This window comes from Mycobacterium sp. GA-2829 (assembly GCF_001499965.1).
Taxonomy (GTDB): domain Bacteria; phylum Actinomycetota; class Actinomycetes; order Mycobacteriales; family Mycobacteriaceae; genus Mycobacterium.
Window position 1 is genome coordinate 28,502 of the sequence record NZ_LQIT01000003.1, and the last position, 17,591, is coordinate 46,092.

Consider the following 17,591-nt stretch of genomic DNA (forward strand, 5'->3'; position numbering starts at 1 on the left):
CGCGAGTATGTTGAGTCGGCGTAGTCAGTTGGCGGACGGGGCACGGGTGGACGAGCGGTCGGACGAGGTCTTCGAATCCCTGTTGCGCTACCTGCGCGACTCCCGCGGGTTCGACTTCACCGGATACAAGCGCACGTCACTGATGCGACGGGTTCGGCACCGGATGGACCAGGCCGGCTACGAGACCTTCGAGGAGTACCTCGACGTGCTGCAGGCGAGTTCCGATGAGTTCGCCGCGCTGTTCAACACGATCCTGATCAACGTCACCGATTTCTTCCGCGACGCAGGAGCCTGGGACTTCATGCGGGAAGAGGTGGTGCCGTCACTGCTGGCCGATCGCGGACCCAATGACCCGATCCGCGTGTGGAGTGCGGGCTGCGCCGCCGGACAGGAGGCCTACACGCTGGCGATGGTCATGGCCGAGGCGCTCGGACCGGAGGCCTTCCGCCAGCGCGTGAAGATCTACGCCACCGACGTCGACGAGGAGGCCCTGGCCGAGGCGCGCGCCGCCACCTACGACGCCAAGGCGGTCGAATCCATCCCAACCGAACTGCTGCACCGCTACTTCGAGCAGATCGGCGGTCGATACGTGTTCCGGAAAGATCTGCGCAGGGCGGTCATCTTCGGGCGCAACGATTTGGTCAAAGACGCCCCGATATCCCGCGTCGACCTCCTGGTGTGCCGGAACACGCTGATGTATCTGAATGCGGAGACGCAACGAAACGTGTTGAGCCGCTTGCACTTCGCGATCGCCCCCAACGGCACGCTGTTCCTCGGCCACGCGGAGATGCTGCTGAGTCACAGCGACCGCTTCACCCCGCTGAACCTCAAACAGCGCATCTTCCGCAAGACCGGCGGCAGCGAGCGGTCCGTGGGCCGCGTCGAGAACTCCGCGGGCCCGCTGGACCGCCAGGGCGACCTCCCGGGCCTCGACCCCATCCGCGAACTGGCGTTCCGGGCGAGCCCCGTCGCGCAGATCGTCGTGACCAGCGACGACACGGTCGCGATGATCAACCAGCAGGCGGAGACCACGTTCGGTCTCTCGGCCCGCGACATCGGGCGGTTGCTGCGCGACCTGGAGGTGTCCTACCGGCCCGTCGAGTTGCGTGCGTTTGTCGAGCAGGCGAAGGTCGAACGGCGTTCGGCGATGGTGCAGGACGTCGAGTGGCAACGCGCCGGCGCCGAACCGGTGTGGTTCGAGATCCACATCAACCCGCTGGTCGACACCCACAACGGGTTGATCGGCGTGTCGATCGTCTTCTTCGACGTGACCGCCACCCGCGCGCTGGTCGACAAGGTGGTGCAGACCAACCATCAGCTCGAGGCGGCCTATGAGGAGCTGCAGTCGACCAACGAAGAGCTCGAGACCACCAACGAAGAGCTGCAGTCCACGGTCGAGGAGTTGGAGACCACCAACGAGGAGCTCCAGTCCACCAACGAAGAGCTCGAGACGATGAACGAGGAGCTGCAGTCCACCAACGACGAACTCCACACCATCAACGAGGCACTGCGCGAGCGCAGCGTCGAACTGGACAAGGCGCAGACGTTCCTCGACTCGCTGGTCGACAGCGTCAACCACGGTCTGGTCGTCGTGGACCGGGAGATGCGGGTCGTCGTGTGGAACCGCGGGTGTGAGGAACTGTGGGGCCTGCGCGCCGACGAGACCACCGGTGAACTGCTGGTTTCACTCGACATCGGGCTGCCGCTGGACGAGGTCAAACCGTTGATCGGCAAGGCGTTCGTCGACTCCGACACGACCGGGGAGACCGTTGTCGACGCCGTGAACCGGCGCGGCCGGCCGACGAAGGTACGGGTCATGTGTACGGCGTTCCGGGCGCCCGAGGGCACCGTCGACGGCGCGCTGCTACTGATGGAAATACTCACCTGACGCGCGTTCGGCGTCATCTCGTTCCCCGTTGAAATCCTCCGCGGCGGCCGCTTCGTGCCGTTCGGCTTCCGCTCGGTGGCGGGCGGCGGCGTCCTGGTGTTCGTCGGCGTTGCCGTCGCGGGCGATGAGCGCCGCCTGTTCGTGGGCGGCGGCCGCCGAGCGGTGAACCCGACTGGCCTCCAGGTGGCGGTTGGCCGCCGCGTGATGGGCCGCTTCCGCCCTGGCGTATGCCGCCATCGCACCGTCGTGCGCGCGTTTCGCCGTGTCGAGGGTGGGAGCGATGCCGTGGTCGAGTTCCTCGCGACGCCTGCGCAGTTCCTCGGCGCGCGCGCGAGCCGCCTCCGCCCGGGAGGATGGATCGTCGGACGAACTGACAGTCACGACGTCGGGTGATCCGCGTGCACCAGCCGCCGGGCGACGTCGACGAGTGGAATGTTGCCGTCCTGGGACAACCGCTTGAGCAGCTCGAAGGCCCGCACGGCGTCGATGTTGAAACGCTCCATCAGCATCCCCTTGGCCTGGCCGATGATGTCCCTTGATGCCAGGGCGCTGCGGAACTGCTCGTCGCGTCGTTGCACGTCCCATGCAATCGCGGCGTGGGTGGCGTACACCAACCCGACCTCGACGGCCTCGTCGCCGAACACTCCCGCGCGTTCGGCGTAGAAGTTGAGTGCGCCCACCGCCTTGAGATTGTTGAACAGCCGGAACGACATGACCGACCGGACCGCGGTGCGGGCGAGGGCGTCGCGCCGATAGCGCGGCCAGCGGTGATCGGCGCTCAGATCGTCGACCAGGATCGTGTGCTGGTCCCACGCGGCGGACAGGCAGGGCCCCTGGCCGAAATCCTGCTGGATCCTGTCGAGCACCACCGCGACCTCGTCAGTGGCCGCGACGGTCTGCACCGCACCGTCGCGGAAGGCTTGCGTGACGCCGGCGGCGTCGGCGTGCGGTACCGCTTTGGCGGCGTTCTGCACGAAGTCGTTGAGCGCAGACGAGACAGACTCGTACCTGCTCTGCTGGAGATCGCGAACGAGCGCAGCCAGTTCCAGAGCAATCGCGGTATGAATCGCCTCGGACACACGCCTCCCCTGACGTTCACTGTCCCAACCGATCCTACGTCGGATCCCCATTGAGGGGCGCGGCCGTAACCTGCTATCCCCGCAATGTGGTGTGCGGGCTCTGGCCGTAGGTCTGCCGGTACGCCACGGCGAACCGCCCGGTGTGGCCGAAGCCCCACCGCGCCGCGATCGCCGTGACGGTGTCGCACCGGAGGTCACCCGCGATCAGATCCTGGTGCGCGCGGTGCAGACGCAGCCGCCGCAGGTACTGCAGCGGGGTCGAGTCGAGGTGGCGGCGGAACATGTACTGCACCGCGCGCGGCGACACGTGGATCGCCGCGGCGATGTCGCCGAGGGCGATGTCGCTGTCGAGGTGCTCGTCGATGAAGTCAACAGCCCGTTGCAGCAGAACCGGCTTGGCATCGCGGTCGTGCGCGGTCTCGACCGCGCCGACCGTGTTCGGGAACGCGGCCAGCGTGGCGGCAGCCAGCATCCGCGCAGCATGCCCCAGCACCAGCGGGCTGGCGAGCGCGTCGTCGGCCAGCACGCTGTCCCTGATGTAGCGGACGGTGTGCTGCCACAGCCTTCGCGCCGGGTCGTCCACCGGCTCGAACATCGAGAACCTGATCTGTTGCGGTGCCTGGGCGGGCGGCATCCCGGTGGCGACGCTCGCCATCAGCGCCGGGTCGAGCAGAACCGTCGTCAGCGCGACGTTCTCCCCGCCGGCGTCGAAGGGCAGGTCAGGCTGCGCCAGCAGCGTCACCTCGCCGGGCCGGGCGATGCCCTCGACGCCTCCGCACCGGCCCGCGATCCGGCCGCGCTGCGCCCACACCGCGGCGACTCTGTGCAGGGGATCCGGTGCGGCGGTGAAGCTGCCGAGCAGTTCGATCTCGTCGAGGACGAAAGCACCGGCATCAAGGCGGATGTGGCTGAGGACCGCGCCGCCGCACTTCGGTTCGTCCAGCCTCGACAGGCGCAGCCGCGAGCCGTAGGCGTCGTCGAGGAAGGCGGCCGCCTTGTCGGGTTCGGTGATCTCGACGCGAGTGCGCACCGGGACTGCGGCGGCGTCGGTGTTCGTGCTTATCGGTTCACCTCTGCGCGAGACGTGATGAGGGGCTGAGGCTGAACCCCCCGGATCGGGACTCACCCTATCCAACTCGTTGCCGTACGCCCGGCAGTTGCTCCCGCACCGGTGTGGTGGGATGACGTCCATGTCCGTACTCGACAGATTTCGTCTCGACGACAAGGTCGTCATCGTCACCGGCGCCTCCTCCGGTCTCGGGGTGTCGTTCGCCAAGGCCTGCGCCGAGGCCGGCGCAGACGTCGTGCTGGCCGCCCGCCGCGTCGGCAAGCTCGAGGGCACTGCGGAACTGGTGCGTTCGACGGGCCGGCGCGCGCTGTCGGTGGCCACCGACGTCGTCGACCCGGCGCAGTGCCAGGCGATGGTCGATGCGGCGATGTCCGAGTTCGGCCGGGTCGACGTACTGGTCAACAACGCGGGGGTGGGCACGGCGGTACCCGCCACGCGGGAGAATCCGGAGGAGTTCCGGTCCGTCGTCGACATCAACCTCAACGGCTCCTACTGGGGTGCGCAGGCGTGTGGCCGGGTGATGAAGCCGGGCAGTTCGATCGTCAACATCTCGAGCATCCTGGGCATCACCACCGCGGGGCTGCCGCAGGCGGCCTACAGCGCGAGCAAGGCCGCGATCGCCGGACTGACCCGAGATCTGGCCCAGCAGTGGGGGACTCGCAAGGGCATCCGGGTGAACGCGATCGCGCCGGGATTCTTCAAGTCGGAGATGACCGACCAGTACAAGCCCGGCTACCTCGAGAGTGTCGTCGAACGGGCGGCGCTCGGCCGCACCGGCGACCCGGAGGAACTCGCCGCGACGCTGGTGTGGCTGGTCTCCGACGCCGGCGGTTACGTGACCGGGCAGACCATCGTGGTCGACGGCGGCGTCACCATCACCTAACGCACCAGGTACTGCTGGCCGGGCATGAAGTCGCCGAGCAGGACCGCCCGCGCGCCCTGGTCGAGGACCACCGACGCGAACGGGTCGCCCGCGTGCATGGCCAGCAGCAGGGACTCCGCACCGAAGAACCGTCGGGCCACCACGTCGCGCTGCGCGGCGGGCATGCTCTCGTTGAGCGCCCAGTTCGAGATGAACAGGTCGGCGTCGACGTCGAGGTGGCGCACCAGCCCGATCGGGACGATGTTGACCCGACCGGCCTCGGGGCGGACCGGCGCACGGTGGTGCAGGACGACGCGCTCATCGCCGAGGACGGCCGACAGATAGAGCCACTGCAGGGCGCTGAACACCGGGGTGTCGATGACGACACTGGTCGGGTCGCCGCCGTGCAGCCGCACGAGCAGGCGCATGAGGCTGCCGAACCCGCCGCCCCACTCCACGACTGTCGACGCATCGCGGACGCGTCGGCCGGTGGCCTCCTCGTACCGCAGCAGATGGTGCAGCTGGTGCACGGAGTTCGGTGAGGTGTGGAGGTCGGTGCCGGTTACCGGCACCGTCGGCGGCGCCCCGATCGCATCCTCGGCCAGCAACGCATCGTCACCCAACCGCTCGCGCACGTACGGCAACTCGTGGGGCAGGATCCGCTCCCCCATCAGCATCTGGAAGCGGATGGCGGGGTGGCTCAGGAAGTCGGCGGGCGGCACGGGCAGGAGATCCCGGGCCAGTTGCTCGTTGCGTTGCGCCCAGTCGGCGCGCACGTAGGCGGGGTCGACACAACTCCGGACGGCGCGGAAACGGTCGGCGAATGCGGCGGCGAGACCGCGGTGAACACCCCATCCGGCGAACGGATCGGTCTGGTCCGAGGGCATACCTGCGCATACCCGTTCCGTTTGCGGCGAACCCGGTTTCCGCCCGAGGTGAGCGGGTACGGCAAAGACTCCCAACGGAAAGGAGCTCACCGATGGCGACACCTGGAACGCAGGGCACCCCCAAGGCCGCACCCACCTCGGGGAAGGCGCCGGTGCAGAAAGCGGCGCTGGCGGTCGGCGCGGTGTTCCTGCTCGTCGGCGTCCTCGGGTTCATCCCGGGCATCACCACCGACTACGACGCGCTGTCCTTCGCGGGCCACCACTCCGGAGCCATGCTGCTCGGCCTGTTCGCGGTCTCGGTGCTGCACAACATCGTTCACCTGATCTTCGGCGTGCTCGGCATCGCACTGCACGGCACGTTCAACGGGGCGAAGTGGTACCTGATCGGCGGCGGACTCGTGTACGCGGTGCTGTTCGTCTACGGCCTGGTGATCGACCGGCACTCGGCGGCGAACTTCGTCCCGCTCAACACCGCCGACAACTGGCTGCACCTCGCGCTCGCGGTCGGGATGATCGGCCTCGGGGTACTGCTCGGCCGGGTTCCCGCGACCGCCCCGCACGACCGGCGGCACACCTAGCCCGGCGGACAGGAAAGTCTTACCCGCGGTCAGCCGATTCTGTCTCCGCCGCGATTACGCGGACGCGGTGCGCTGACGAGGATCGATGTCGTTCCCTCCGCCACGACGAACGACATCGAGGACCTCATGGTTGCGACAGCTTCCGCCAACTCCCCTCGCCGGGGTCACGACGAGACAGTGCGGCTGCGCGATGCGGTGCTGCTCCGCCCGCTGCCGACCGACATCCCCCTCGACGAACCGGTCACCACGCGCCTGCGCACCGCGGCCGTGGGCAAGACAGTCCGGCTGCCCAGCATCGTCGTCGGCCATGTCACCAACACCGTGCGCCAGCGGTACGCCGACCTGGCCGCCGTTCATCCCGCCCCGCCCAGCGTGTGGCAGATCGGGCGGCTTCTGCTGGTGCTGCTGCTGGCGGCGATGCCTATCCTGAGCATCTCGATCGACGTGTTCGGCTGGGTTCCGCAGGCCACCGCCTCGGTGGCGATCATCGTGTTGACCGCCGTGCTGGCGACGCTGGTGGTGTTCGCACCGCACCGGACCGACATGATCGTCGGGCGTGGCCTGATCGCCGGCATGGTGGCCTGCATCGTCTACGACGGAGCCCGGCTGTTCGCGGTCCATGTGCTGGATCTGATGGAGGACTTCATCCCCGTGATGGGGTCGTGGGTCACCGGCGAGCCCGACACCACCGGCAGCGCGGCGGTCGGTTACGTGTGGCGCTACATCGGCGACGGCGGCGGGCTGGGGGTCGCGTTCTTCGTCATCGCGTTCGCGCTCGGCATCGACCGGTGGTCGAACGTCAAGGCGGTGTCCGCCGCCGTCGCGTTCGCGGTGTTCCCCACATGGGCGGGGCTGATCGCGACCGTCGCCCTGGCTCCGCGCGGTCAGCAGATGATGTTCCCGCTGAACCCGGCGACGGTGACGATCACCCTGGTCGGTCACATCGTCTTCGGATTCGTGCTGGGCCTGGCGTTCCTGAAGGCGCCCCGCGGGCGGGCGGGCAGCGAATGGCCCTGGCCCCCACTGCTGGAGAAGATCCGCCGCCGCGGTGCCTGAGCGGTGACGCGGGCCGTCGGGGTCTCCCCGGCGGCCCGCGGCGCATTCCCCGACCACGAACCGTGGATGCGGGTGAGAATGACCTCCGACAGGAGGTCGTCATGCCGTTCCACCTCGAGGTGTGGAAACCGTCCGGCCGGGAGGTGATCCCGCTCGACGGGCAGCGGGTGACGCTCGGCAAGGCCCCGACCAACGACGTCTCGCTCGAGCACGACGAGACCGTGTCCCGACTGCACAGCGTCTTCGAGAACCTCGGATCCGCTTGGTCCATAAGGGATCTCGGCAGCCGCAACGGCACTTACCTCAACGGGGAACGGATCACCGCCGAACGCGTGCTGCGCTCGGGGGACGAGGTGCGGGTCGGCAGGTCCCGGTTGATGTTCTGGCACGACGGCGGCGACGGATCGCGCGACGAGGAGACGGTCTCGGCCAAACCGTCCGATCTCCCGCCCCGGCTGACCCGGCGCGAGGTCGACGTCCTCGTGGCGCTGTGCCGGCCACTCGTCTCCGACGACCTGTTCCCCGAACCCGCTTCGGTGCGCCGCTTGGCGGGCGAACTGTACGTCACCGAGGCCGCGGTCAAACAGCACCTGCAGAACCTGTACGACAAGTTCGCCGTCCCGGCCGAGGGTGACCGCCGCGTCCGATTGGCCAACGAGGCGCTGCGGCGCGGTGCGGTGACCATCGCCCAGTTGCGCGACGCTAGGTGAAGTCGAGCGCCTCGACGGTGGCGACGGGCCCCTCGTGGGTCGGGCGGTCGGCGCCGCCGATGCAGTACAGCGTCGACCCGACCGCGGCGACCGCCTCACCGTGCAACGGTGTGCTGATCGGCGCGAGCGTGGTCCACGTCCTGGCGGCGATGTCATACATCTCGACGGTCGCCAGCACCCGGGTCGGCTCCTCACCACCGACGGCGACGATCCGGCCGTCGATGTAGGCCGCCCCGTAGCTGCCGCGCGGAGTCGGCATGTCCGGCAACGACTCCCACGCACCGGTCTGCGGGTTGAACCGCTCGAAGGCCGCGGAGTTCTCGTCGGCGCTCAGTGCCCGCCCGCCCAGGGCATACACGTACACCCCGTCGGACACCGCTGCCAGATGTTCACGGGGCGTGGGGATGTCGGCCGCCTCGGTCCACGACTGCCCGTCGAAGACCTCGGTCTGGGGCACGAGCCGCTTGTCGTCCTGTCCGCCGACGACCACCAGTTTGTCCCCGACGACGGCGGCGGCGCCGGCCACCCGGCCGTACGTCATCGGCGGGAGTTCGGCCCATGCCCCGTCGCGGAAGGCGTAGACCTTGTTCGACGCGTCGGCGATGTTCTCGCTGGCGCCGCCGATCACCACCACCTCACCGCGGTACGTCGTCGCGGTGGCGTGGTGCAGGGGCACCGGCAGCGGCGGTTCGGCCCGCCAGGTGCCGGTGCGGGTGTCGTAGCTCTCGACGGTCTGCAGGGTCTCCCCATGACTCATCCCGCCGGCCAGCCAGATCTGGTCGTCGAGCACCGTCCACGCCGTCATCAGCCGGGCGGTGGGCGCATCGGGCAGGGTCCGCCACTGCGCGGCGGGCTGTGGCCTGCGCGCCCCGAGTTTCAGGGATTCGGCGGATGCGGTCACCGCGCCGTCGGCCGCACCGGTCGACCCGCCGATCGCGTAGACGGTGCGGCCGACGCTGGCCACCGCCATACCGTGCCGCGCGGTCGCCAGATCGGGCAGTCCGGTCCAGGTGCGCGTGACGTAGTCCAGCGCGGCGACGCTCTTGAGCACCTGGTCGCCGGATCGCCCACCGACCGCGACCAGTCGGCCGTCCGCGCTGGTGGCGCCGAAGTCGCTGCGCGGCTGTGGAAGTGGAGGCAGGGTGGTCCAGGTGTCGGCGGCCGGATCGTAGGCCTCGACGGTCGCCAGATCGGTCGTACCACTCCTGCCACCGGCGACGTAGACCAGTCTGCCGTCCGACGTCGCGGCGGCCAGCTGCCGCGGCGTCGGGATGTCGGCGCCGGGCCGCCATGCGGTGCCGTCGTAGATGTCGGTGCGGGACAACGGCTTTCCGGCTGCGTCCACTCCGCCGGCGACGATGATGCGGTCACCCACCACGGCCGCCACGGCGGCCGCGCGCGGGGTCGGCAGCGGCGGCAGCTCGGTCCAGCGGCTGTTGACGACCCGCCACACCTGGTCGGTGGCGACCCGGGGATCGTCGCCCTCGGTGCGCCAGCCGCCGAGCACGACCGGCGTGCCCTGCCAGGTCACCGCCATCGCGTGCTGGACGGGAACCGGGAGGTCCGCACCGCCTTTCCAGCTGTCGATCGCGGGGTCGTACCCTTCGTGCCGTCCGCTGACGCGGTTGCCGTCGCCGACACCACCGAAGACCCAGATCGTGCCGTCGGCCTCCGTGGCCGCCACACCCTCGCGGGCCACCCGGGCGTCGGCGATGGACCGCCAGCCGGGTTGCGCCTCCTGGGTCGGTTGGGTCTGGCCGACCGGCGCGGCCACCTCACCGCCGGTGTCATCGCGCGGCGAGGTGATCATGTACACCCCGCTCACCACGAGCAGCAGCACCGCGACAACAGCCGCGACGGCGATGAGTCTGCGGTTGCGGTCGGGCTTCTCGCGCGGTGGGCCCGCCGCGGTGTCCGGCGGCGTGGGCGGGGCGGGTGGCGCAGCCGCGGGAACGGCCCACGGCAGGCTCGACGCGCTGATCGACGCGGTGTGGGCGAACATGCCCGGCGAGGGCGGCGGCATGGCACCGGTGGCGCCGAGTGAGTCGTCCTCCATGACGTGCGCAGCGGTCGCGTCCTTGGCCTCGGGGGTCGCCTGCGGGGCCTCTGGTCCACTCGGTTCGCTCAGTGCCATCGAGTCCGCCGTCAGGCCGTTGTGCCGTTGTGCCAGTTGCAGTTCCAGCCCGAACTCCTCGGCCGAGGCGAACCGGTCACCGGGTTCCCGGGCCATCGCCTTCTCGATGGTGTTGCACACGTCGACGGGTATGCCCTCCGGGCGCAGGTCCGGTACGGGCGTGGAGGTGATCCGCAGGTAGTGCGCGATCAGGTCCTCGTCGGCCTTGCGTTCGTGCGGCGGGTTACCGGCGATCAGCGCGTAGATCGAGGCGCCGAGGGAGTAGACGTCGGCAGCCACCGTCGGCGGGGTACCGCTGAGGACTTCGGGTGCGGTGTAGGACAGCGTGCCGGTGAAGAAGCCGGTCACGGTCTTGTATCCGCCGACGATGCGGGCGGTCCCGAAATCGCTGAGCTGCGGTTCGCCGTAGTCGTTGACCAGGACGTTGGCCGGTTTGATGTCGCGGTGCAGGGTTCCGGTCCGGTGCGCGGTCTCCAGTGCGCCGCAGAGTTTGACGCCGATTCGCAGCGCCTCGGGCCAGGCGATCCGGCCCTCGCGGCGCAGGCGGTGCGCCAGCGAACCCCGCGCGTGGTAAGGCATCACGATGAACGGACGGCCGCCCTCGGTGACCCCGACCTGCAGGATGTTGACGATGTTGGGGTGCCCCGAGAGTGCGCCCATCGCGTACCCCTCACGCAGGAAGCGCTCACGGTCGTCGTCGTCGAGATCGGAGGCCAGCACCTTGATCGCGACGCTGCGCCCGAGCGACTTCTGATGGCACCGGTAGACCACACCGCCGCCGCCCCGGCCGACCTCCACCGCATCGGTGAACCCGGCGGCTGCCAGCTCTTCCGCTATCCCACCCGCCATGACCCCACCCGTCCTCCGGTGATACGCGGATCGTTCGCCTCACGGTACCGAGCAAAGCCCCGCCGAACAGGCGAATCAGGCGTTGTGGTCGGCTTTCGTCCGGACACCCGCGATGTGGCACCCGGTGCCGACGTAGCCTCGGTCGGATGAGCCCGGCCGGTCCCGTCACCGTCTCCGAATTCCATGTCGCCGATCCCGCGTCGGCGTGGACGCAGGCGGGGTTCACCGTCGACCCCGATGAGGTGTGCCGCATCGGCGGGGTCCGCATCCAGTTGGTGGGTCGCGATGCGGGCACCGGCATCGTCGGCTGGTCGTTGCGGGGCCTGCCGGAGGCGCTTTCGCTCGACGGCGTCCCGACGGCGGGCTCCGACGCCGCCCCGGCGCAGCCCGCCGTACATGCGAACGGGGTCACCGCGATCGACCACGTCGTGCTGATGTCGCCGCACCTCTCGCGGACGGTCGCATCGCTGGGCGCCATCGGCGTCGAGGCGCGGCGGGTGCGCGACACCGAACTCGGCGGCCGACCGGCGCGGCAGGTCTTCTTCCGGCTCGGTGAGGTGATTCTCGAGGTGGTGGGCTCCCCCACAGCGGCGGGCGACGGCCCGTCGACGCTGTGGGGCATCACCTACGTCGTCGCCGACATCGACGCCGCCGTGGCGTTCTTCGGTGACCACACGGCGCCGGTCAAGGATGCGGTGCAGCCGGGACGCCGGATCACCACGCTGCGCCACCGCGCTCTCGGAATGTCGGTCCCGACGGCACTGATCTCCGCGCCTATCCTCAGCGCATGACCGACGCCGTGATCATCCACACCGACGGCGGCTGCAGGCCCAACCCCGGCCCCGGCGGCTGGGGTGCGGTGCTGCGCCAGGGCCGTCACGTCCGCGAGATGTACGGCGGTGAGGCCGGTGCGACGAGCAACAACCGGATGGAGCTGACCGCGCCGATCATGGCGCTGGAGGCGTTGACCCGACCGGTCGTGGTGCACCTGCACACCGACAGCACCTACGTCCGCAACGGGATCACCAAGTGGGTGCTCGGCTGGGAGCGCAACGGCTGGATGACCGCGGCCAAACAGCCGGTGAAGAACGTCGATCTGTGGCAGCGGCTGCAGAAGGCCTGCGAGCGGCACACCGTGGAGTGGTTCTGGGTGAAGGGGCACTCGGGGGTCAGCGACAACGAGCTGGCCGATCAGCTGGCGACGCGCGGGCTGCAGGAGGCGGTCGCCGGGGCGGCAGTCCGAGTCTGAGATTCAACGCAGCGGGCTTGGGTAGCCCCCTGCCATGGATCAGTCGAACGCACCTCTGTTGGACGCGCTGGCCGACTACCACCGCAGTGAGCGATACGGGTTCAGCCCGCCCGGCCACCGGCAGGGCCGCGGCGCCGACGAGCGCGCGCTCGCGGTGCTGGGCAAGGATCCGTTTCGCGACGATGTGCTGGCGTCCGGCGGTCTCGACGACCGGATGTCGCGAGGCGCTTTCCTGTCCGATGCCGAAGACCTGATGGCCGAAGCCGTCGGGGCCGACGCCGCGTTCTTCTCGACCTGCGGCAGTTCACTTTCGGTGAAGGCCGCGATGATGGCAGTGGCGGGTGGACAGCAGGGCGGACTGCTGCTCAGCCGCGACAGCCACAAGTCGGTGGTGGCAGGCCTGATCCTGTCCGGGGTGCAACCGAGATGGATCACCCCGCAGTGGGATGCCGAGCGACACTTCTCGCACCCGCCGTCCCCCGAGCAGGTGGCCGCGGCGTGGGAGAAGTATCCCGACGCCGCGGGTGCGCTGGTGGTCAGCCCCAGCCCGTACGGCACCTGCGCCGACCTTCCCGCCATCGCAAAGGTGTGCCACGACAGGGGCAAACCCCTGATCGTCGACGAGGCGTGGGGCGCACACCTGCCCTTTCACGAGGATCTGCCGACCTGGGCCATGGATGCGGGCGCCGACGTCTGTGTGGTCAGCGTGCACAAGATGGGCGCGGGCTTCGAACAGGGCTCGGTGTTCCACCTGCAGGGCGATCTAGTCGACGCCGCCCGGTTGTCCAAGTGCGCCGACCTGCTCATGACGACGAGTCCGAACGTCATGGTCTATGCCGCGTTGGACGCGTGGCGTCGCCAGATGGTCGAGCACGGCCATGAACTGCTCGGCGCGGCATTGGACCTCGCCGCCGATGTCCGCAAGCGCATCGAGGAGATCCCCGACGTGGCGGTGCTCGACGAGGAGCTGCTGGGTGAGCAGGCGTCACATGACCTCGACCGTCTGCAGGTGTTGATGGACATCTCGGCCACCGGAACATCGGGCTATCAGGGCGTCGACTGGATGCGCGAGCACTGCCAACTCGACCTCGGCATGTCCGACCACCGGCGGATGCTGGCGACGATGTCGTTCGCCGACGATCGGCACACCGCCGACAGGTTGTTGGGTGCGCTGACGTCGTGGCGTGCCGCCGCGCGGGGTTTCGAACCACCGCCACGGATCGACCTCCCGACCCCGGAGGAGATCGAACTGCCGACGGTGATCGTGCCACGCGACGCGTTCTTCGGAAACACGGAGATGGCGTCTGCCGACAAGGCCGCCGGACGCGTTGCGGCAGAACAGATCACGCCCTATCCACCGGGTATCCCGGCCGTCGTCCCGGGTGAGGAGCTCAACGACGCGGTGATCGACTATCTGCGTTCGGGTGCCGCCGCGGGGATGACGCTGCCGGATGCTTCGGATCCGAAGGCGCAGCACTTCCGCGTCGTGGCGTGATCGGATCAGCACACTTCGGCTGCCCGGGACAAGGCCCGCACCACGCTGTTGCGGGCGAGGTCGACCTTGAAGGCGTTCTGCGCCAGTGGTTCGGCGCCGTCCGACGTGAGCGCCGCCGCCGCATGGAAGGCCTCGGCGCCGGGCCGCCTTCCGACCAGCACCTGCTCGGCCGCTCGTAGCCGCCAGGGTTTGGCCGCCACGGCGCCGAGCGCGAGGGCGGCGGTGGTGATGACACCGTCCTCGACGCGTAATCCGACAGCCACCGACAGCAACGCGAACGCGTAGCTGCGCCGGTCGCGCACCTTGAGATACCAGGAGTGGTCGGCGAGCTTCGACGGCGGCAGTTCGATGCCGAGAATCAGTTCCCCGTCGCGCAGGGTGTTGTCGACGTGCGGGGTGTCCCCCGGCAGCGCGAAGAAATCCTCGATCGGGATGGATCGCCGCCCGTCCGCGGCACGGACGTGGACGACGGCGTCGAGGATGGCCAAGGCAACCGCCATGTCGGACGGATGGACCGCAATGCAACCACCGCCGGCTCCGAAGATCGCGTGTTCCCGGTGGAATCCGCTGCGCGCGGCGCATCCGCTGCCGGGGGCGCGCTTGTCACAGGAGGTGAACACCGTTTGCATGAAGTACGGACACCGGGCGCGCTGCAGCAGGTTTCCACCCGCGGTGGCCATGTTGCGCAGCTGAGTGGTGGCCCCACTCAGGATGGCGTGCGACAAGACCGGGTACTGCGTGCGGATCAGCGGGTGATTGGCGATGGCGCTGTTGGTCGCACCGGCGCCGATGGACACCCCGCCCTCAGCCGTGGGTTCGATTGTCGTCAGGCCCAGGCGCCGCAGGTCGATGATCGTTTCAGGGGTTTCGACGCCGCCCTTCATCAGGTCGAGGAGGTTGGTGCCGCCGGCGAGGTACTTCGCGCCCGGCTTACCACCTGCGGTCAGCGCGTCGTCGATGGTGGTGGCGTGCCGGAAGGCGAACGTCTTCACGCCGTCCGCTCCTCGGCGACCGCCGCGACGGCGTCGACGATGTTGGCGTATGCACCGCATCGGCAGATGTTGCCGGCCAGTCGTTCCCGGATCTCAGCGGGTGTCAACCGCGGACAGCCGGAGATCAAGTCGGCGCGGGGACCCTCGAACGAAACCATGCTGAGGTCACCGCGGGCGTGTTCGGCGAGCATGGCGCGCGCCGAGGAGATCTGCCCGGCAGTGCAGAAGCCGCACTGGAATCCGTCGCACTCCAGGAAGGCGCTCTGCAGGGGATGCAGTTCCTGCCCGTCGGCGATTCCTTCGATGGTCACGACGTCCGCACCGTCGATCGACGCCGCCAGTGTCAGGCAGCCCAACACCCGCTCACCGTCGACGGTGACCGTGCATGCGCCGCAGAGACCGTGATCGCAGCCCTTCTTGGTACCCGTCAGGTGCAGACGCTCGCGCAGCAAGTCGAGCAGCGTGGTGCGCACGTCGGCGGCGATGCGTCGGGTCTTCCCGTTGATCCGGAGTTCGACGACGTGGCCGGGCCGGCTCATCGCGCCTCCTCGGTGGTCGATGGGCGGTAAGGCATCATGAGGTCCTCCAGCGTGATAGGCAGATCGCGCAACCGCTTTCCGGTGGCGTGGTAGACGGCGTTGGCGATCGCGGCGGGCACACCGCACGTGCCGATCTCGCCGATGCCACGCACCCCGATCGGATCCAACCCGTAGTCGGCGCCGTCGACGAAGGTGATGTCGAAGTCGGGGCGGTCGGCATGGGTGGGTACGTAGTACTCGCCGAGCATCTGTGCGGTGCCGGGGTCATACGGCACCCGCTCGAGCAACGCCATGCCGAGGCCGAACGTGATGCCGCCCATCACCTGGCTGCGGGCCAGTTTCGGGTTCAGCACACGGCCGCAGTCCATGACCGCGACCCAGCGGGTGACACCGGCGCGCCCGATCTGCTCGTCGACCTCCACCTCGCAGAAGTGGGCGCCGAAGGACTGGGACGCCGTCGCGGTCTGGCCGCCGGCGTCGCTGTCGACGGTGAAACTCAGGTTCTCGTGGTGGGTACCGACCAGCCCAGCAGGGTCGGCGTGCGTATTTTCCCGGCGAATCGCGTCGAGTCGGCGCTTCCATTCGGACGCAGCCGCGAAGACGGCCGACCCGACGGTCGCGGTGGTCTGGGATGCGCCGCTGTACGGCGCGGAGGGGAATGTCGAGTCGCCGGAAAGGAAGGCGACTCGGGATAGGGGCAGCCCGGTCACGTCGGCTGCGACCTGGCACATGACCGTGCGCACGCCGTTACCGATCTCATGTGTCGCCGAGGCGAATTCCACCGTGCCGTCGGGTGCGGTGGTGACGCGGCAATCGGCGGGCATGCGCCGGCCGGGGTAGGTCGCCGTCGCCATCCCCCACCCGACCTGGACGCCGTCCCGTCGCAGCGCGCGCGTCTCGGCCGGCCTGCGGGCCCACCCGAACCTCTCGGCGCCGACTCGGTAGCAGTCGAGCAGGTGCTCACCCGACCACGGCTTACCGCTGGCTTGGTCCGTGTCGGCGTGATTGCGAACCCGCAGCTGCAGCGGGTCGAGGCCGATCTGATGGGCGAGTTCGTCGATGGCGGTTTCCAGCGCGAACAACCCGGGCGCCTCACCCGGGCCGCGCATGAAGCACGGGGTCGGGGTGTTGAGCCGTGCGGTGCGGTGGGACACCTCCAGATGGGTTGAGCGGTAGAGGAATCGGGTCGACAGCCCGGCGGGCTCGCAGAAGTGGGCGACGGTACTGGTTTCGGTCAGGGTGTGGTGTTCGGTGCTGAGCAGCCTGCCATCGCCGTCGGCCACGAGCACGATGTCCTGCTCGGTGCGGGGCCGATGCCCGGTAGAGGTGAACATCTGGTCGCGCGTGAGGACGAGCTTGACCGGACGGCCCACCTCGCGGGCCGCGAGCGCGCACAGCACCACGTGCATCCACAGGAAGCTCTTCGATCCGAAGGCGCCGCCGACCAGTGGGGAGATCACCCGCACCCGGTCCTCGGCGATGCCGAGAGAGGCGGCCAGCGCGGTGCGTTCGCCCGCGATCCAGCGGGTGCTGTCGTGCACGGTCAACTGATCGCCCGACCAGCTGGCGATGGTGGCCGACAACTCGATCGGATAGTGCGCGTTCTCCGGTGTGGTGTACCGGGCGGCGAGTCGGTGCGCGCCGTGTGTCGGCGGCTCACCACGGCGGTCCTGCAGTTTCTCTTCGGACAGCTTCACGAAGTGGTCGGGGCGGTAGCTGCCGTGTCGGATCCGGCCGTCCTGCTCGTCGGGCTCCGGTGGTGTGGTGAGCACATCGTGAGCGTCGAGGAGGGCAGGACGGGCCTCGTACTGGAGGTCAATCAAAGCAGCTGCAGCAGTGGCGTTTTCGAGAGTGTCGGCGACCACCAGCGCCATGTGCTGGCCGACGTGCTGCACGGTGAGGTCCGACAGCGGCGGACGCCGCTCCAAGGGCAGATCCCAACTGAGGTCCTCGGGCACGTCACGGAGTGGCGGGCAGTTGATCGGCGTGAGGACGTGGAGGACCCCGGGGACAGCCATGGCACGGTCGGAACCCACCCGCAGCGATTCCTGGGTGACCCTGCCGTGGGGGATCTCGGATTGGACGAGGACCGCGTACACCTGCCCTGGCAGTGCGACGTCAGCGGTGTAGCGGGCCGTGCCGGTGACCTTGGCTGCGCCTTCAACGCGGTTGACCGGTTCGCCGATTGCTCTCGCCACGTAGAT

The 17,591-nt window shown here is 69.2% G+C and carries 16 protein-coding genes; 8 read left to right on the forward strand and 8 right to left on the reverse strand.

The features are described from left to right. Positions 1 to 7 precede the first annotated feature (7 nt). The gene (locus tag AU194_RS02830; RefSeq protein ID WP_059087718.1) at positions 8 to 1,888 is read left to right on the forward strand and encodes a CheR family methyltransferase; all 1,881 of its coding nucleotides are present in this window, start codon (positions 8 to 10) and stop codon (positions 1,886 to 1,888) included. Here AU194_RS02830 and AU194_RS32440 read toward each other — a convergent pair. From AU194_RS32440 to AU194_RS02845, 3 genes are all read right to left on the reverse strand, one after another. Beyond that, on the reverse strand, positions 1,865 to 2,269 hold the full coding sequence (locus AU194_RS32440) for a hypothetical protein (RefSeq protein ID WP_231743136.1): 405 nt from the start codon (positions 2,267 to 2,269) through the stop codon (positions 1,865 to 1,867). The genes AU194_RS02830 and AU194_RS32440 overlap by 24 nt on opposite strands. Beyond that, positions 2,266 to 2,967: a GAF and ANTAR domain-containing protein gene (locus AU194_RS02840; RefSeq protein WP_059087719.1), complete on the reverse strand. Its 702-nt coding sequence runs from the start codon at positions 2,965 to 2,967 to the stop codon at positions 2,266 to 2,268. The genes AU194_RS32440 and AU194_RS02840 overlap by 4 nt, the downstream gene beginning before the upstream one ends. Before the next feature lie 73 nt (positions 2,968 to 3,040). Beyond that, complete coding sequence (locus AU194_RS02845) at positions 3,041 to 3,997, reverse strand: helix-turn-helix transcriptional regulator (protein ID WP_231743137.1); 957 nt, start codon at positions 3,995 to 3,997, stop codon at positions 3,041 to 3,043. 160 nt (positions 3,998 to 4,157) lie between these two features. Here AU194_RS02845 and AU194_RS02850 point away from each other — a divergent pair, with 160 nt between their 5' ends. Then, entirely contained in the window at positions 4,158 to 4,919 is a 762-nt protein-coding gene (locus tag AU194_RS02850) for an SDR family NAD(P)-dependent oxidoreductase (protein WP_059087837.1), read from the forward strand. Here AU194_RS02850 and AU194_RS02855 read toward each other — a convergent pair. After that, positions 4,916 to 5,785 carry a hypothetical protein gene (locus tag AU194_RS02855; protein WP_059087720.1) on the reverse strand — a complete coding sequence of 290 codons (870 nt, stop codon included), beginning with the start codon at positions 5,783 to 5,785 and terminating at the stop codon, positions 4,916 to 4,918. The genes AU194_RS02850 and AU194_RS02855 overlap by 4 nt on opposite strands. Positions 5,786 to 5,877: 92 nt before the next feature. Here AU194_RS02855 and AU194_RS02860 point away from each other — a divergent pair, with 92 nt between their 5' ends. The 3 genes from AU194_RS02860 (at position 5,878) to AU194_RS02870 (ending at position 8,129) form a co-directional block, all read left to right on the forward strand. Then, positions 5,878 to 6,363 carry a DUF4383 domain-containing protein gene (locus AU194_RS02860; RefSeq protein WP_059087721.1) on the forward strand — a complete coding sequence of 162 codons (486 nt, stop codon included), beginning with the start codon at positions 5,878 to 5,880 and terminating at the stop codon, positions 6,361 to 6,363. Positions 6,364 to 6,489: 126 nt separating this feature from the next. Further along, positions 6,490 to 7,419, forward strand: coding sequence for a hypothetical protein (locus tag AU194_RS02865; protein ID WP_059087722.1), 930 nt, complete (start codon positions 6,490 to 6,492; stop codon positions 7,417 to 7,419). Between the two features lie 101 nt (positions 7,420 to 7,520). Next, positions 7,521 to 8,129: an FHA domain-containing protein gene (locus AU194_RS02870; RefSeq protein WP_059087723.1), complete on the forward strand. Its 609-nt coding sequence runs from the start codon at positions 7,521 to 7,523 to the stop codon at positions 8,127 to 8,129. On the opposite strand, the gene AU194_RS02875 is transcribed toward AU194_RS02870, so the two are convergent. After that, positions 8,122 to 11,112: a serine/threonine-protein kinase gene (locus AU194_RS02875; protein ID WP_059087724.1), complete on the reverse strand. Its 2,991-nt coding sequence runs from the start codon at positions 11,110 to 11,112 to the stop codon at positions 8,122 to 8,124. The genes AU194_RS02870 and AU194_RS02875 overlap by 8 nt on opposite strands. 146 nt (positions 11,113 to 11,258) lie before the next feature. Here AU194_RS02875 and AU194_RS02880 point away from each other — a divergent pair, with 146 nt between their 5' ends. From AU194_RS02880 to AU194_RS02890, 3 genes are read left to right on the forward strand one after another with little or no spacing between them, the layout of a single operon-like run. Next, on the forward strand, positions 11,259 to 11,903 hold the full coding sequence (locus AU194_RS02880; RefSeq protein WP_059087725.1) for a VOC family protein: 645 nt from the start codon (positions 11,259 to 11,261) through the stop codon (positions 11,901 to 11,903). Then, entirely contained in the window at positions 11,900 to 12,361 is a 462-nt protein-coding gene (gene rnhA / locus AU194_RS02885) for a ribonuclease HI (RefSeq protein ID WP_059087726.1), read from the forward strand. Before AU194_RS02880 ends, rnhA begins: the two co-directional genes overlap by 4 nt. A gap of 34 nt (positions 12,362 to 12,395) precedes the next feature. Continuing rightward, the gene (locus AU194_RS02890) at positions 12,396 to 13,856 is read left to right on the forward strand and encodes an aminotransferase class I/II-fold pyridoxal phosphate-dependent enzyme (RefSeq protein ID WP_059087727.1); all 1,461 of its coding nucleotides are present in this window, start codon (positions 12,396 to 12,398) and stop codon (positions 13,854 to 13,856) included. A gap of 5 nt (positions 13,857 to 13,861) precedes the next feature. Here AU194_RS02890 and AU194_RS02895 read toward each other — a convergent pair whose 3' ends face one another. The 3 genes from AU194_RS02895 to AU194_RS02905 are packed head-to-tail and all read right to left on the reverse strand — an operon-like array spanning position 13,862 to position 17,585. Continuing rightward, entirely contained in the window at positions 13,862 to 14,848 is a 987-nt protein-coding gene (locus tag AU194_RS02895) for a xanthine dehydrogenase family protein subunit M (protein WP_059087728.1), read from the reverse strand. Then, complete coding sequence (locus AU194_RS02900; protein ID WP_059087729.1) at positions 14,845 to 15,387, reverse strand: (2Fe-2S)-binding protein; 543 nt, start codon at positions 15,385 to 15,387, stop codon at positions 14,845 to 14,847. The genes AU194_RS02895 and AU194_RS02900 overlap by 4 nt, the downstream gene beginning before the upstream one ends. Further along, entirely contained in the window at positions 15,384 to 17,585 is a 2,202-nt protein-coding gene (locus tag AU194_RS02905; protein ID WP_157575866.1) for a xanthine dehydrogenase family protein molybdopterin-binding subunit, read from the reverse strand. Before AU194_RS02905 ends, AU194_RS02900 begins: the two co-directional genes overlap by 4 nt. Positions 17,586 to 17,591: the final 6 nt, after the last annotated feature.